Below are 16,983 nucleotides of genomic sequence, written 5' to 3' on the forward strand. Positions count from 1 at the left end.
TACCCGCACGACGGTATGACATGATTATCTGGTTAGGTCGATTTGTTCATTCTTTGATAGGTTACTTTGCGGTAACTGCTGCCTTGTCGTTTTCATTGCTGATTGCAGGTGTCTTTTATGACGGTAACCGGACGCTAAAAACAGCTGTCGTTGAGAATGTTAAATCGAGTATTAATCAGACGTCACAAATTTTAAATATGACGGTCTCCACTTATGTTGCTAAAAACGATCTGAAAACGGTCAATATCTTTTTTAGTGAAATGCTGGATGAGCACGCTGAAAATGGATTGATTTATGTCGCACTTGGTGACTCGACCGGCAAAGTCTTAATCAATACGCTCAAGACCAACAGTGTATTGCCACCCCCGACGTCGCAGGCGGTGTTTGAGAACGCCGCATTGAAAGACGGCGTCGTACACATTCGGAATCCACTGCTACTGGCACACCGTGAAATTGGTTTTTTGCAGTATGGGTTTTCCACGCGAAGTCTGGTCAATGCGACGTCGAAAGAGCAGCAACGCTCCCTTCTTCGTACGGCAACCATCATGCTCGCCACCTTGATGGCAACACTGTTTTTGGGCTGGCGTATTTCTTTTCGTCTCAAAGAAATGGCGCGTGCTAGTCGGGCGATTGTCTCTGGTCGGTATGATCAAAAAATCGATATTTCAGGACGCGACGAATTAGCAGGTCTCGCAAATGATTTCAATCAGATGGCCTTCGAGATTGATAAGAAAATCAAAGAAATCACGGTACTCAATCAAACGCTAGAGCAGCGCGTGGCGCAACGTACTGCGGAATTAGAAATGTCCAATCATTTGCTGTCGGACAATTTGCAGTACCTGAAAAATACACAGGCGCAGTTAGTGAATTCTGAAAAGCTCGCTAGTCTTGGCTCGTTGGTGGCGGGTGTCGCCCATGAACTGAATACGCCGATTGGTAACGCTCTTACTGTTGCTACCTCGCTTATTGATAAGGTCAACCACACCCACGAAGAGTATCTCGCGGGGAACCTCAAAAAATCATTACTTGAGCGGCATTTCAATATGCTCAATGAGGCGAGCTATTTACTGACCACCAATATCGTCAGGGCTTCTGAACTGATTGTCAGTTTTAAAACCATCGCCGTCGATCAAACCAGTGAGTTGCGTCGGAAGTTCAATTTAAAAAAACTAATCGCAGAATCAGAACCCACCTTGCGTCTTCAGCTCAAAAAGCGCCAGTTGGTGTTACAGACTGATATTGAAGATGATATTGCGATGGATAGTTTTCCAGGTGCGTTGTCACAAGTGATCTTTAATCTGTTCAATAACGCCTTGCTCCATGCATTTGAAAATGATGAGCAAGGTCGCATTCAGATTTGGGCGAGCACACAAGGTGCGGCCGATGGGCATGTTTTAATTCGCTTTTCTGATAACGGCATTGGTATTCCAGAAACGCATCTCAATAAAGTATTTGATCCGTTCTTTACGACAAAATTCGGACAAGGCGGCTCAGGTCTCGGTCTTCATATTTGCCACAATCTCGTGGAAGCCGTTCTCGGCGGTACCGTACGAGTCTCCTCTGAACGGGGTGTCGGTACACAATTTGAGATTCTGATTCCATTATGCGCACCGGATAACCTCAGAAAGTCAGATCCGCTCTCCAAGTAAGCTGCTGTTGTTCATTGATGTTGTTACGCAACAATTCTGACGACCGATCCCGTCTCTCATTCATGCAAAAAGAACGCTTATCGCGTTTTCTTGGCGATCAAAGTGTTGGTGTGCAGAAATTTTTCTTCACTTTTAACTAGAATAACAAACTGTTTTGTTCAAAACATCTAAAAAATTCAACAATCGCTGAAATTCATTTCATGCCTGATCAATGAATTTCTCTCATCTTCCTGTCGTACCATCCAAAACTCAGAGCGACTACGGCTCGATGCACGAATAAAACAATGAGGAGATGAGATGGTCTGGAGTCAAGTTTACGACCCCTTGGGGAATGTATGGTTATCAGCGCTGATGGCGGCAATACCGGTTGTCGTGATGCTGGCATGTATCGCTTTTGGTCATATGAAAGCGCATTACGCAGCTGGTTTAGGCTTGATCAGTGCTTTGCTGGTGGCTATTTGGGGTTTTGGTATGCCTGCAGGCTTGGCGTGGAATGCCGCTGGCTTTGGTGCTGCATACGGTTTATTGCCTATTGGCTGGATCGTTCTCAATATTATTTTCTTGCATCAACTGACGATTGAAAACGGTTCTTTCAATGTGTTGCAAGACAGTCTGACGAATATCACTGATGATCGTCGGATTCAGTTGTTATTGATCGCTTTCTGTTTTGGCGCATTTTTCGAAGGTGCTGCAGGGTTTGGAACACCTGTTGCAGTGACAGCGGCGATTATGATTGGTTTAGGATTCTCGCCGCTCGCAGCCTCAGGTTTGTGTTTGATCGCCAATACTGCGCCTGTTGCTTACGGTGCGTTAGGAACCCCTGTCATTGCCCTCGCAGCAGTTACCGGACTTGATCTGATGCATCTCTCTGGCATGATTGGTCGTATCTTGCCTTTATTCTCTTTGCTCGTTCCCTTCTGGTTAATTTGGGCCTTTGCAGGCTTTAGAGGCATGATCCAAATTTGGCCTGCGATTTTGGTGGCTGGGTTGAGTTTCGCGATTCCTCAATATCTGGTGTCTAACTACCATGGTCCATGGTTGGTGGATGTGGTCGCGGCAATTGTTTCTATGCTGAGCCTGATTTTGTTCCTGAAGGTTTGGAAACCATCCAAAGTGTGGACTTCGGTGTCGCTCAAAGGTCATGCGGATGACTCTGGTGTGCCTGATGTCGCCAGTGAGCAAGCACACGGTCATGAAGCGGATGCCGCTGCGGCGATTTTCAAAAAGCACGATCGTCGCGCTTTGGTGTTGGCTTGGATGCCGTGGGTCATATTGACGATGTTGGTATTTATCTGGGGTGTACCAGAGTTTAAAAAATGGGTTGATAGCATCTCTATTTTCAAGATCCCATTTGCTGGCCTTGATAACCTCGTACAAAAAGTCGCTCCCGTTGTCGCGACGCCGCACAAAGAACCAGCGGTGTACGTCCTTAACTGGCTCTCAGCAACAGGTACAGGTATTTTCATTGCGAGTCTCTTGAGCGGCATGATGATGAAATACCGCTTCGTTGATCTGATACGTATTTATTTCCGTACGATTTGGTTGGTTCGCTATTCTTTATTAACAATCGTGTTGATGCTGGCGCTGGGTTATCTGACACGCTACTCAGGCACAGATGCAACGCTGGGTATTGCCTTTGCACATACGGGCAGTCTCTATCCGATTTTCGGTACGTTATTGGGCTGGATGGGCGTGGCATTGACTGGTTCTGATACGGCTGCGAACGTCTTATTTGGTGGTTTGCAAAAAACGACCGCCGAGCAACTGGGGTTGAATCCTATTCTGATGGCATCGGCAAACAGTGCTGGTGGTGTGATGGGTAAAATGGTCGATGCACAGAGTATCGTGGTCGCGAGTACTGCGACGCGGTGGTATGGTCACGAGAGCAGCATCTTGCGTTTCGTGTTCTTCCATAGTTTAGCGTTAGCTGTGTTGGTCGGTCTCTTTGTATTCTTATTGGCGTATGTGCCACCCTTTACTGCCTTAGTACACTGATCGTTTTTATTCATGGTGGATATGTTCCTCTTTCGCAGATGGAAGAGGAGCAAAGCGATTAAGAAAAAAAAGAGCGACATGACAGAGATGATCTGCATGTCGCTCTTTTCTTTTTTGAGTAATAGGAATGTCGATTTATTCCGGTTTCAAATAAAACGCATCGGGCAATTGTGCACCCGCTGTCGTTTCTTTGATATCGCCTTTGACGTTAGTGAGTACAACATCTAAATCGGGGCCACCCAGTTCAATGATTACCTGACGACATGCACCGCAAGGCGCAATAGGACCCTCTGTGTCGCCCGTTACGGCGATCTTTGCAAAATCGCCAGGGCGATAACCTGCTGCGATCGCACTGAATAAGGCAGTGCGCTCAGCGCAGTTACACAAGCCATAAGAGGCGTTTTCCACGTTGCAGCCGTGAAAAACTTTACCGTCTTTTGTCAAAACGGCCGCGCCGACCTTGAATTTTGAGTAGGGCGCGTAGGCACGCTCACGGGCGTGGTGTGCTTCTGAAATAAGTTGTTGAGTATTCATGGTTTTTCCATTAAAAAAAGGCATGTCGGAAAACGGCATGCCTTTAAGTCCAGTTCATCTTGCCGTCAAAAGCTTATTTTTTGACGCCTAATTCACGCAGACGTTCTTGCAAATAACTACCCGATGTGTGACGCTCGGAGAGCACGACATCTGGACGTGGATGCAAGAACAGCGGTAAAGAGATACGCGATTTTTTCGCTTCTTCGCCTGTCGGGTTCAGTACGCGGTGAATGGTCGATGGGTAGTAACCCTGAGACGCTTCATCGAGCATGTCACCGATGTTGACGATCAGCATACCGAAATCACAAGGTACGTCATGCCATGCATCATCTTTACCGAGCACTTGTAAGCCCGCTTGCGTTGCTGCTGGCAATACGGTCAGCAAGTTGATGTCGCCATGCGCCGCAGCGCGAACGGCATCAGGCTCCTCGTCACCTTGCAGCGGAGGGTAATGCAACACGCGCAGCAAGGTCAGATCGCTGTCCGTAATCATGTCTGATAACGGCATGGAGTACTTTGCTTTGATTTCAGCTGGAGAATGATCTTCCACCCATTGCAACAATTCTGCAGCGAGTTTAGAGCCTTCTGCGTAGTACTCAACGGCAGCGTTGGATACTTCCGATGGCACACGACCCCACGGATAGATGTGGTAGAACTCTTTTAAATCGCGCTTAGAAAAGCCCTTTGCTGTCTCGGACACTTTTGGCGAAAAATAGCCATCCATTTTCTCCGCGTCAAAGGGATATTTATTCTTCGCATCGGTCTGGAAGAACTCATACCATTCTTGATAAATGGTATTGAGCAAGTGTTGTGACAACGGATGATTTGTCAGCACACCAAAGCCTGTTTGATGCAGGCTTTCGGTGAATTTTCTGGCAGCATCTGGATCGCGATAATCAACAGGTTGAATATGCATGATCGCTCCTTATTTGCTCAATGGTGCTTGCAACCAATCGCTGCTCAATGTGGCATCGATCAGTCGAGAACAGGCATCTGCATCCACTTTCATACAAACGCGTGTTTCTGGTTTGCTTGCTTCCCATCCTGCTTGTGGATAAGGAATGGGCAGCTTTGCCATCATGGTCTGGCCATTGCCAATACCTTCTTTGGCAACACGAACGCGGCCGGATTGAGTTTCGAAAATTTCAGGGGCTACCAGCCATACAAACGCTAATACGTCGTGACCGTAGCAAGCGTGGCCCAGATCAGGGCGAATGCTTTGGTAGAAATTCGCGTAGAAATTCACAGCATGAGACAGCGTATCCATTGCTACGTGCTTGTGCTGCGCTGCTAAGCGGGCAAAGAAAGTCGAAGGCAAGACAACACGGTGTGTAACGTCCAGACCAACCATCGTCAGATCCCAGCCTGCGGTGAAGACGAGGTCAGCGGCATCCGGATCGTTCCAGACGTTTGCTTCTGCCACTGGCGACACATTACCTGGCTCATCGACTGCACCTGCCATCAGTACGACTTTTTTCAACAATTTTGGCAGTTGTGGTTCCATCTTCAATGCCAGACCCAAATTGCCCAATGGACCCACTGCGACCAGCGTAATTTCACCTGGATGTTGACGTGCCATTTTCACGATGAACTCAGCAGCGCTTTCAACTTCCGCTTTACCGCCGACTTCAATACGTGAAGGCAAATTACCCAGACCATCAGCACCGTGGATGAAGTCAGGCGGCGTGCCAGCAGCTTTTGCCAATGGTACATTCACACCTTGCGCCACCGGAATTTGACGACCAGCGATCCGCGTCAAATACAACGCATTCGTGGTGGCTTGTTCGACGTAGACATTACCAAATGTGGTGGTGATACCGACAACGTCGATATCTGGATGGGCGAGTGCAAAGTACAGCGCCATTGCATCATCTACACCTGGGTCGGTATCAAAAATGACTTTGTGTTTTGTTTGCATGGATGTTCTCCAAAAAATAACTCCGGCTGGCCATTGGACAGAACCCAGACGCGAAGCGATTTGTTGCGGTTGACCCGGTTCAAGGAGGCCGAAAATTGCGCTTTTCCTGAATCTAATCTGGCTGTGTCCGTGGTGTCAGCCAGATCGTGAAGTACTGAGGTTTGCGTTAGCGTGATTTCACAAAAGGTGTACCAATGGCTTTTGGCGCCACTGATTTAGCCATGAGGCCTGCTAAGACGATAACGGTTACGACATAGGGAATCATTTGAATCAGCGATCCTGGGACTTTACCAATCACAGGAAACACCACGCCTTCGATTTGTACCTGCAGGGCGGTAAAGAAACCAAACATCAAGCATCCCAATGCTGTTTGTAATGGCCGCCAGTTACCAAATACCAGCGCAGTCAGGGCAAGGTAGCCGTTACCTGCGGACATGTCTCGCAAGAAAAAGCCGCTTTGCACGATCGATAAGTAGGCACCGGACAGCGAGCATAAAACGCCGGCACACAACATCGCCATAAAGCGCGTACGTTCCACATTGACACCAGCAGCATCTGCAGCGTGGGGGTTTTCACCGACGGCGCGCAGACGTAAACCAAAGCGGCTGTGATAGAGCACCCAATGCACAATCGGAATCAATGCAAAAGCGACGTACACCAACACGCTATGTCCACCCAGTAGCTGTGTGTAGAACCAGCCTAAGAAAGGGATATGAGCAATGGCTGCTGATCCCGGTAAGACGATGTCAAACAGACGCGCTTCGCCGAGATCTGGCGTACGGCCGCCCTGCATAAAGAAAAATTGCGCCAATACAAAGGTCAGCCCACTGAGCGCGATATTAATGGCAATACCTGCGACTAGCTGATTGCCCTTTTGGGTGATGCTCACAAAACCCTGAAGGACGGCAATAGCGACCGAGACACCAACGCCTGCGAGCACGCCTAGCCATGGATTTTGCGTCGTATAAGCGACAGCCGCCGAGGCAAACGCTGCAGCCAGCATTTTTCCTTCTAGCGCAAGATCAACGACGCCACTACGTTCAGAGAAGAGACCAGCCATCGCTGCAAAAATGAGCACCGGTGCGTTGCGAATCGTGGCGACCAGAATGCTGGAAAATTGAAAATCATCAAACATCATTTTTCCTTACGTTTTAACAGTGCGGATAAAGCTGGCGCATAGAGGTTTTCCATTGCACCGCAGAACAAAATAATGAGACCCTGAATAAAAATGAACGTCTCTGGTGGAATGTTTGGTTTTTCCAGCGAGAGATCAAACCCACCCTGAATGAGCGCGCCAAATAGAATGGACGACAAGAAAATCCCGATCGGATGCTGACGTCCCATCAGAGCAATCGCAATACCGATAAATCCAGCGCCGGCAGGGAAGTTCAGATTGAGATAGTGTGTCGAGCCCATGACCGAGTTGACCGCTGCCAAGCCCGCCAGTGCACCTGAAATCATCATCGTGACGATGATCGTTTTCTTGATAGAAATCCCGGCATAGTGCGCTGCATGTTGGTTTAATCCAGTGGCACGTAATTGATAACCCCAGGTCGTTCGCCAGATAGCAATGCCATAAATGACCAACGCGAGGATCGCCAGAAGGAAACTGATATTGAGAGGTGTTTCACCGAGGATGGGGAATAAACCATTCAGCTTCGGCAACCAAGAACTCTCTGCAAACAAACGACTTGCGGTATTTTGCTGACCCTCTGGGATCATAAAGCCGATGATCAGGTAATTCATCAAACTGGCGGCAATAAAGTTAAACATGATCGTTGTGACGACCACGTGACTGCCGCGCTTGGCTTGTAAGTAGCCTGGCAAGAAGGCCCACGCCGCACCAAAAATGGCACTCCCTGCAATAGCCAGCGGGATGAGGAGCCAGCCAGGCAAGTGAGCGTCAAACGCCAGTAAGACGAGCGTCAGACCAAGTCCGCCGATATACATCTGACCTTCACTACCAATATTAAATAAGCCGGCTTGCATTGCGATGGATACCGATAAGCCGGTAAAAATAAAGGTCGCAGCGTAAAACAAGGTATAACCAAGTCCCTCGGGGTCGAGGACGGCGGCGTTAATGAGGATTTGTAGCGACTCAATCGGGCTTTCGCCGAGCAAATAAATGACGCCTGCTGCGACTAAAAGCGCAGAGAATAAATTGAGTAAGGGCAGGGCGAAGGCGCTGGCCCAGCGGGGAAGATCTGCTTGATTCATACGTGTAACTCTATCGTCACTGTTAGCTTTATATTTTCCGGGGACTTCATGTGAACTGACCGCTTGTGCGAATCAATATTCGTCCTGATTGGTTCCTACTGTTGAATGAAGCAACTCGCTATCATTCGGGCATCGCGATATGGCTAGTGCTTGTGCAAACCACCCATCAATAAACCAATACGGGTGGCATCAAATTCTTCTACTTTTAGCTCGCCCGTGATTTCACCACTGGATATCACCAAAATGCGGTCAGCAAGGGCGCGTACTTCTTCGAGTTCAACGGAAACCAGCAAAATGGCAACACCAGCATCGCGCATCGCAAGTAAGCGCGCATGAAGACTTTCGATGGTGCCGATATCGACACCGCGCGTGGGTTGTCCAACCAGCATCAGTTGCGGCTTCGCGTCAATCTCACGCGCCATTACAACCTTTTGCTGATTACCGCCTGAAAGCAGCGCAATACGCAGATGAGGATCCGCTGGACGCACATCGAACTGACTGAGCATCTCTTGGCAGTTCTTGAGAATCTGCTTGTAATTCAGTAAGCCAAACGCTTTGCCAAGTTTTTTTTGATAGCCAAGGAAACTATTCATCATGACCGAGAAATTTTTGACGACCGCATCTCGCAAGCGATCTTCAGGCACGTGGCCAATACCCCAGTCGCGATACACCGCAGGTAATCCATCTGCATCTTTGCGTCCTGCAAACGGGAGCTGTTTTCCGTGCATCGTGATGCTGCCGTTGGAAGGCAGACGCATACCGCTGAGAATCTCGAGCAACTCACTTTGCCCATTACCAGACACCCCGGCAATGGCCACAATTTCGCCAGCCCGGATGCTGAAATTCAGATTCTTCAACAAGCTGACTTGCTGATCATTAATGAGGTTGAGACCTTTCACCTCAAGGACGTTTGCCCCTGGCGCATAAGGTGCGCGTGGCAAATGGTTTTCGATGGGGCGACCGACCATCAGTTCTGCCAACTGTTCTTTGTTGGTATCCGCAGTCACGACGGAGCCTACCACCGTGCCACCGCGCATGACGGTCACTTCATCGGTAATTTCCAGAATCTCTTGCAGCTTATGCGTGATCAGGATAATTGTTTTTCCCTGCTCTTTGAATAAGCGTAAAACTTCGAACAGCGAAGCAGTCTCTTGTACTGTTAGCACCGCTGTTGGCTCATCCAAAATCAGGATATTAGCGCTACGATAAATCTGCTTGAGGATTTCAACACGCTGCTGAACACCGACCGATAAATCTTCGATCTTATCCAGAGGATCGACGTCAAGGTTATAGCGTTTGCAAATATCGCGGAGCGTGGCTTCAACTTCTTTTCGACGCTGCGCGAGACGGAAACCACCTTCACCACCGAGCATGACGTTATCGAGCACCGTCATGTTTTCAACCAGCATAAAGTGCTGATGAACCATGCCGATCCCTAGCATAATCGCTTCGTGACTGTTACGGATGTGCTGAGCCTGACCATGGATGAGGACGTTACCGCTATCCGCTTGGTAGTAGCCGTAAAGGATACTCATCAACGTCGACTTACCCGCGCCATTTTCACCAATCACGCCATGAATGGAGCCGGGCGCGATGGAAAAACTCACATCGCGATTAGCCTGTACTGCGCCAAAGCGTTTGGCAATGTGTTGAAATTCGACGGCTGGCTGCATACTTTCAGATTTCCAGAGGGTAAATAGGGCAGGGTACTAAGGTAAGACAATAAAAAAATTGCGGGGCGCTATGATTCAGCGCCCCGTTGACCAGATCTGAATCAGACCGGACACTTGTTCGCATCGCGGAAATCAACCACTTTTACTTTGCCGTTGATGATGTCCTGTTTTGCTGCATTCACGCGTTTTTCGACTTCTGCGCTGACGACGCTACGGTTGTCTTTGTCTAACGCCCAATCCACGCCGCCTTCTTTCAGACCTTTGTAAGTCACGCCGCCTTTCCAGGTACCGTTTTTGACTTCCATGAAGCTGTCGTAAATCACTTGATCAACGCGTTTTACCATGGAGGTGAGCATGTTGCCTGGGTGGATGTAGTTTTGGTTAGAGTCTACGCCGATACCCAATTTGCCTTTTTCTTTAATGGCTTGCAATGCACCCATACCGCTACCACCGGCTGCAGCGAAGATCACGTCGACGCCACGCTCAATTTGGGCACGGGCGAGTTCGCCACCTTTTGCAGGATCATTCCATGCCGCAGTCGTTGTGCCCACCATGTTCTGTACCAGATCAACTTTGGCATCCGTGGCTTTTGCACCTTGGGCGTAACCGCAAGAGAAATTACGGATCAATGGAATGTCCATACCGCCGATAAAGCCCAGCTTTTTCGATTTGCTTGATAAAGCGGCAGCAACACCGACTAAGTAGGAGCCTTCCTGTTCTTTAAACAAGACAGAGTTGACGTTATCGCCCTTTGCGATACCGTCAATAATCACGAATTTCGTTTTTGGGAATTCTTTAGCGATATTCTGTACAGCTTGTGCTTGGGCAAAGCCAATCGCCGCGATCAGATCGACATTTTTACGCGCCAGATTCCGCAGCATTTGTTCAGCCTGTGTATCGCTGGCGACCTGCACTTCAATCACATTGATCTTGGTTTCTTTTTTGAAGCGTTCTGCACCTTCCGATGCAGATTGATTGAAAGATTTATCAAACTTACCGCCTGCATCGTAGATGACCGCGACTTTAGGATCTGCTGCATAGACACTGCTTGCCGCTAACAGACCAGCCAGAGACAGGCAAATTTGCTTGAGTTTCATAAAAGCTTCCTTTTTAGATGTCGTAGTGTGATAGTGCTTAGGTCGAGACCAGTCTGGAATCAGACAAGTGGCGCTATCACTAGCCTACCATGCCCATCGCGATTGCTTTGTCATGGTAGCCAAATTTTATCAAATACTGATGTTTCTTATTCTGTTTGCCGCATTATGCCGCTTGGCATGCTGCTTGGCGTGCGGTCATAAACTGAATAACGTCCTGACGCTGCGGAATAGACGTCTGCGCGCCGAGTTTCGTTACTGTCAGTGCTGCCGTGTATTGCGCTTCGACACTCGCCTCTAAAACGCTGAGACCGTTTGCAATTCCGACGGCAAACGCGCCAACAAATGTATCACCTGCTGCGGTGGTGTCCACGACATCGACTTTGATCGCAGGAATGAATTGTGAACCGCTTTTCTCCGTGATGAGCGCGCCATGGCCACCCATCGTGAGGATGACGGTATTGACGCCCATTGCAGTCATCGCGAGAGACGCTTGTTCTGCAGTCGCTGTGTCTTTGACCGTGATACCACTCAGAAGGGTGGCTTCGGTTTCGTTCAGGATCAGTACATCAACTTGCGCTAACAGCGCTTGGCTTAATGCTTGTGCTGGCGCAGGATTGAGGATGACTTTCACGCCTTGTGCCTGCGCGACACTGATCGCATGTTCTACTGTCGCTAACGGTGTTTCAAGCTGGCATACCAAGAGTTTCGCAGCGCCGATCGTCGCGCGGGCCGCATCAATGTGCGCGGGCGTTAAGCAGGCGTTAGCACCAGCAGCGAGAACAATACTGTTATCCCCACCATCTTCCACCAAAATACCTGCGACACCCGTCGCGACGCCGTTGACAGTGGAGAGGTGATTGATATCGATTCCTTCAGCAGAGAGGCACTGCTGTGAGAATTGGCCAAAGCCATCATTACCAACGGCACCAATAAAACTGACTTCGGCACCCTGACGCGCGGCTGCGACGGCTTGGTTGGCACCCTTGCCGCCAGGAATCTGACGGAACTCATGCCCATGTAGTGTTTCGCCGAGCGCAGGCATGCGCGGGGTGCGAAAGACCAAATCCATATTGACGCTGCCGACTACCGTTATCCGTGGCTTCATGATGCTATTTTCTCGATAAAAAGTGGATGCGCAATCGTTTGCGCAATCGATTTCGTATTTAACTATGCGCTCATCAGCCAGTCAAGCGCATTCTCTGTTTTTGGTGAAATTTTGTGCAATTTAAAGACTTGCGGAGCGTCTTTGCGACATGACAAGCGGTCATTTTTATGATTTTGATCTCGATGACATTGTCGATTGCAGATGCGATTGTGGGGCTGATGAGCGACGCTGTCAAATGCTCCGAATGCTCAAAAAGCGCGTTACCTTGCGCCCCTTGCTTGAGGTAAAAAGAAGCCTGCGTTGACAAAGATAAGACAATTGTTTATTGTAATAAACAATTGTTTAATTTTTGATCGTTTGAGGTGTCTTTTTGCGCGTCATTTTGACCTCTTCGCCTTCCCATGATCCATTTAAAGTATGACTAAAGTACTTTCCAAAAAAGACCAACTATTCGAACTCGTCAGGGCGAATCCGTATATTTCGCAGCAGGAGTTGGCGGACCAACTACAATTGTCGCGCTCTGCGGTCGCCGGTTATCTCTCTAGCTTAACGAAAGACGGTCGCATCCTTGGTCGTGCTTACGTGCTGCCAGACCGCAGTCCCATTGTCTGTATCGGGGGTGCCAACATTGATCGCAAATTGCGCAGCCTCGCCCCTTTACAGATGGGTACGTCCAATCCTGTCAGTCAACACGAAAGCTACGGCGGCGTGGCGCGTAATATCGCTGAAAATCTGAGTCGTTTAGGTGCCGCGACACGGCTCATTTGTGCCGTCGGCGATGACGCGGCGGGACAAAGTTTATTGACCCATGCCGCCTCGGTGGGGATTGATGCGGATGCGAGCTTGCATGTTCCTGGTGCACTCAGTGGTAGTTACACCGCCTTACTCGACGATGCGGGTGAACTCGTACTCGCGCTGGCACATATGGAACTTTGTGAACATTTGACGCCGGCCTTTTTGCGCTCGCGCCAGCAACAATGGGCACATGCATCCATGACCGTCGCCGATATGAATCTGCCACTTGATAGCATGCAATTATTGCTCGACGAAGCCAAACGCGGGCGAACACCGCTGATTGTGGTCGCAGTGTCGCAACCCAAAATGGCGCGCTTGCCTGAGGATTTAACGGGGTTGCGTTTATTGATTCTGAACCAAGCAGAGTTGTCACAACGTTATGGCAAAACCTTGACCCATCACGACGAAATGGTGACCGCTGGACGCCAATTACAAGCGCAGGGGGCACAAGACGTCATGATCACGCTGGGAGATCAGGGTGTCCTGGTGAGTCATCGGAACCAAGGTGACGCTTGGATTTACGCTGAGGCCGCGCCAGTCGACGCATCTGCCGTTGTTGACGTCACCGGGGCGGGTGACGCATTTGTCGCCGGTGTCTGCTGGTCGCTGAGCGAACAACCCTTTGATTTGATGCGCGCCTGCCGTCGTGGGCAGCAACTGGCATCGATCACCATTCAAACAACAGCAACGGTTGCCCAACATTTGCACCCAACCTTATTTGACGAGGAACCTCAATGCATTCCCACTTAATTTATTCAGAAGAAGTTCGCGCAGCCACGTTATCAGGAAAGCCCGTCGTCGCCCTGGAATCGACCATTATTTCTCATGGCATGCCTTATCCACAGAATGTGCAAACCGCCCGAGAAGTCGAACAACTGATCCGCGATAGAGGGGCTGTGCCAGCCACGATCGCCGTGATGAATGGCAAGATTCATATTGGTTTATCTGATGCAGAGCTCGAATTGCTCGGTCAGTCTGGGGATGCATTGAAGGTCAGCCGTCGTGATTTACCTTATGTGCTGACCACCAAAAAACTGGGAGCCACGACAGTGGCTGCGACGATGATTTGTGCGCAGTTGGCGGGTATTCAAGTCTTTGTGACGGGCGGGATTGGCGGTGTTCATCGTGGTGCTGAGACCAGCTTTGATATTTCAGCCGATCTGCAAGAGTTGGCGCGCACTTCAGTCGCGGTCGTCTGTGCAGGGGCGAAATCAATCCTCGATATCGGCCTCACACTCGAGTATCTCGAAACCTATGGCGTACCTGTCGTGAGCGTTGGTCAATCGGCGTTTCCAGCATTTTTTACACGTGATAGTGGCTTCCGTGCTGATTTCCAATTAGATACAGCAGAAGCGCAGGCTGAGTTCGTACATGCAAAATGGGAACTGGGTTTGAGCGGCGGTATTGTCATTGCTAATCCTGTTCCAGAATCGGATGCAATGCCAAAAGAATATATTGATCAGATCACGTTACAAGCCTTGGCAGAGGCGGATGCGCAAGGCATTCAAGGCAAGGCGATTACTCCTTTCCTCTTGAGTCGTATTAAAGAGTTGACTGGGGGGCAGAGCCTCGCCACCAATATTGCATTAGTCAAAAATAACGCGATCGTGGGTGCCGAGTTGGCGTTGGCATTGCATAAAAAGCATTGAGCGTAGGCACTTAACTCAAAAAACGATGGTGGGCGAGGGCTCGCCATCAGGGGTAAAAGATACTGACGTGGTAGCCAGACGCTTTTGTCTTCGGTAACTCAAAATAGAGTTTAATATTTTGCTGACTTTTCGCTGCAAAGCCTTTGCTGATGACGGCTGGATCCACCAAATATTCTGATGGTTTGAAGGCTTTTTGCAAGACGGCTCTCTCTTTTTCATCATTCAAGACCAGCTCAACATAAGGCCACGCTTGTAAGGTGCTGCTGTTATTTTGCAATTGCATCGCAAGCGAAAATGCTTTGTTATCAGGCGGGAGTGATTCCAGCTCATTCGACTCGACGCTGATACGCTCGATCTGCGCGGGAAGATCAACTTGGCAATGAATAACCCCACAGGCCTGGATCAGACTCGCTTTGCTTTCCGGGAAATTAGCGGCAATTTGCACACGGAACAGGTAGGTCGCTTGGAGCAATAATAATGGCAGCAACAACAGAATCGCTACGACCATCGCGATCCGAATCAGGCGACCCCGTTTCTGTTCGCGTTCCGCTTTCAAGACGAAATCAGGTTTTGGCTCACCTGTCGCTTCACCGCTAGCGTCTGTCGTGGGATCGCTCACTGAGTCTTCCGCGAGGGCCGCTTGCTGAGCGAGCGGAGATTCCTCTTCGCTGATGTAGGGTTCACGTGCTTCATCAAGTCCGTCGCCGGACGTGCGATGATCTCCTTCTGACTCGGGACCGGATGGCAGTGGAACATCGGCCAGACCGTTCAGATTGTCAGGGGAATCGCTGACGGACCAAGCATCGTCAGCGGGCGCTAGTGTCGCTGCCTTTGTCTCTAGTTCGACGGCAGCCGCCAGTGCAGCATCCGGGGTGGCACCATCCAATGCAGGGGCAATCTCTTCATCGCCAAGTAAAAAGTCGAGTGAGGCGGCAGAGTCTGGTAATGATTCTGCTTCTGCTAATGCTACTGGCGCGTCAGTGACTGGCGGCGCTTGCTCTTCTGCTACATTGCTTGGCAGATCATTATTCTGCCAAGAGGCGGGATCAGGGTGATCATCCGTCGGGATAATCGAAAATATGTCTTCTGAAATGGTCTCTTGAGGGACCGCACTCTCAGTCTGCATCGTATCAGAAGACGAATCGACGGTGGCGTCGGCAAGCGCCTCTGATTTTTCTTCTTGAGCAGGGATTGGTCGTCGTGCGCCTGATATTGATGAGGTCGCTGGGGTAATCATCTTGCTACCGTCGAGCGGGATGAGATGCTCGACCCCATTGAAAGCTTGCTGGCACGAGCCACAACGCACAAGACCAGCATGTAACTTCAGTTGGTCGTTAGCGACTCTGAATGTTGTCTGGCAATGGGGGCAGCGGGTGGCAAGTGCCATGGCTTTATCCTGCTAATTGACCGGAAAGGGCAACCCAACCTTCATGTTCTGCCCAAACGCTCAGTTGAATGAAAGGTGCGTAGGCTGCCGCAACTTCTTCTGCCTGTCGTGCCAGCACACCGGACAAAATCAATGAGCCACCAGCAGCAACACGACCAGCAAGCATCGGAGCCATTAATTTCAGAGGGCTCGACAAAATGTTCGCAACCACGACGTCAAATTTTTCGGAGGCTGGATGTGCTTCACCGAAGGCTTCTGGTAAAGCATACTCAATCTCACAGGTATTACGTTCAGCGTTGTATTGTGCTGATTCGATCGCTTGTGGATCGATATCCACACCGATGACCTTGGCGGCACCTAACTTCTTTGCCACCATCGCTAAAATGCCAGAGCCGCAGCCATAATCGAGGACGCTCAGATTTTTGGGGGCGTGTTCTTCTAACCATTCCATGCACAAGCGCGTAGTGGGGTGGCTGCCAGTGCCAAATGCGAGGCCAGGATCTAATTCGAGAATCAGACCATTGGCGTCAGGAGCATCATGCCAGCTTGGCACAACCCAGATATTCTTACCGATGTGGATGGGCGCAAATTGGGATTGCGTCAAACGAACCCAATCTTGCTCTTCGACTTTGCGGGTCGTATAACGAGGAGATTCTGGCAGATGGATTGCAGCGGCTGCATCGGCGACGATGGTAGCGTGATCACTGTCGGTATCGGCCAAGGCAACCACACGGCTACGATCCCAAGCGGCTTCATCGGGTTCCATACCTGGTTCACCAAACAATGGCTTTTCGTCAGCAGTGCCTTCATCCGCATCTTCCACCGAAACAGACAGAGCGCCTGCATCCATGAGGGCGTCTGATAAGGGTTCTGCGTGTGCGCGTGCTACTTCGATGACGATTTCTATCCAAGCCATATTGATTACTTTCTATTCCTACAGGATCTTTAGGTGACGACTAAATTA

General features: G+C 49.7%; 14 protein-coding genes. 4 read left to right on the forward strand and 10 right to left on the reverse strand.

Annotated elements, in window-relative coordinates:
* Window positions 1-20: 20 nt before the first annotated feature.
* Entirely contained in the window at window positions 21-1,649 is a 1,629-nt protein-coding gene (locus ACO0K2_RS14820; protein WP_423020158.1) for a sensor histidine kinase, read from the forward strand.
* Between the two features lie 297 nt (window positions 1,650-1,946).
* Entirely contained in the window at window positions 1,947-3,644 is a 1,698-nt protein-coding gene (locus tag ACO0K2_RS14825; RefSeq protein WP_423020160.1) for an L-lactate permease, read from the forward strand.
* A 135-nt stretch (window positions 3,645-3,779) separates the two neighbouring features.
* Here ACO0K2_RS14825 and ACO0K2_RS14830 read toward each other — a convergent pair whose 3' ends face one another.
* From ACO0K2_RS14830 to rbsK, 8 genes are all read right to left on the reverse strand, one after another.
* On the reverse strand, window positions 3,780-4,178 hold the full coding sequence (locus tag ACO0K2_RS14830) for a cytidine deaminase (protein WP_423020162.1): 399 nt from the start codon (window positions 4,176-4,178) through the stop codon (window positions 3,780-3,782).
* A 73-nt stretch (window positions 4,179-4,251) separates the two neighbouring features.
* The gene (locus tag ACO0K2_RS14835) at window positions 4,252-5,094 is read right to left on the reverse strand and encodes a 2OG-Fe(II) oxygenase family protein (protein WP_423020164.1); all 843 of its coding nucleotides are present in this window, start codon (window positions 5,092-5,094) and stop codon (window positions 4,252-4,254) included.
* 9 nt (window positions 5,095-5,103) lie between these two features.
* Window positions 5,104-6,096, reverse strand: a complete 993-nt coding sequence (locus ACO0K2_RS14840) for a nucleoside hydrolase (RefSeq protein WP_423020166.1) — start codon at window positions 6,094-6,096, stop codon at window positions 5,104-5,106.
* A gap of 166 nt (window positions 6,097-6,262) precedes the next feature.
* A complete protein-coding gene (locus ACO0K2_RS14845) occupies window positions 6,263-7,234 on the reverse strand; it encodes an ABC transporter permease (RefSeq protein WP_423020168.1) in 972 nt (323 codons plus the stop codon).
* Complete coding sequence (locus ACO0K2_RS14850; RefSeq protein WP_423020170.1) at window positions 7,231-8,313, reverse strand: ABC transporter permease; 1,083 nt, start codon at window positions 8,311-8,313, stop codon at window positions 7,231-7,233. Before ACO0K2_RS14850 ends, ACO0K2_RS14845 begins: the two co-directional genes overlap by 4 nt.
* Window positions 8,314-8,456: 143 nt before the next feature.
* Window positions 8,457-9,986: an ABC transporter ATP-binding protein gene (locus ACO0K2_RS14855; RefSeq protein WP_423020172.1), complete on the reverse strand. Its 1,530-nt coding sequence runs from the start codon at window positions 9,984-9,986 to the stop codon at window positions 8,457-8,459.
* 101 nt (window positions 9,987-10,087) lie between these two features.
* Window positions 10,088-11,083, reverse strand: a complete 996-nt coding sequence (locus tag ACO0K2_RS14860) for a BMP family lipoprotein (RefSeq protein ID WP_423020174.1) — start codon at window positions 11,081-11,083, stop codon at window positions 10,088-10,090.
* A gap of 163 nt (window positions 11,084-11,246) precedes the next feature.
* Entirely contained in the window at window positions 11,247-12,188 is a 942-nt protein-coding gene (rbsK, locus tag ACO0K2_RS14865) for a ribokinase (RefSeq protein ID WP_423020176.1), read from the reverse strand.
* A 417-nt stretch (window positions 12,189-12,605) separates the two neighbouring features.
* Here rbsK and ACO0K2_RS14870 point away from each other — a divergent pair, with 417 nt between their 5' ends.
* Together ACO0K2_RS14870 and ACO0K2_RS14875 are read left to right on the forward strand one after the other, a co-directional pair.
* Complete coding sequence (locus ACO0K2_RS14870) at window positions 12,606-13,733, forward strand: carbohydrate kinase (protein WP_423020178.1); 1,128 nt, start codon at window positions 12,606-12,608, stop codon at window positions 13,731-13,733.
* On the forward strand, window positions 13,718-14,632 hold the full coding sequence (locus ACO0K2_RS14875) for a pseudouridine-5'-phosphate glycosidase (protein ID WP_423020180.1): 915 nt from the start codon (window positions 13,718-13,720) through the stop codon (window positions 14,630-14,632). Before ACO0K2_RS14870 ends, ACO0K2_RS14875 begins: the two co-directional genes overlap by 16 nt.
* Window positions 14,633-14,678: 46 nt before the next feature.
* Here the strand turns inward: ACO0K2_RS14875 and ACO0K2_RS14880 are convergent, their stop codons facing one another.
* A complete protein-coding gene (locus tag ACO0K2_RS14880) occupies window positions 14,679-16,019 on the reverse strand; it encodes a DUF3426 domain-containing protein (protein ID WP_423020182.1) in 1,341 nt (446 codons plus the stop codon).
* A 4-nt stretch (window positions 16,020-16,023) separates the two neighbouring features.
* Window positions 16,024-16,935, reverse strand: coding sequence for a 50S ribosomal protein L11 methyltransferase (prmA, locus tag ACO0K2_RS14885; protein WP_423020184.1), 912 nt, complete (start codon window positions 16,933-16,935; stop codon window positions 16,024-16,026).
* Window positions 16,936-16,983 lie beyond the last annotated feature (48 nt).

Source organism: Undibacterium sp. MH2W (genome assembly GCF_049340215.1).
In the GTDB taxonomy this organism is placed as follows: Bacteria; Pseudomonadota; Gammaproteobacteria; order Burkholderiales; family Burkholderiaceae_D; genus Undibacterium.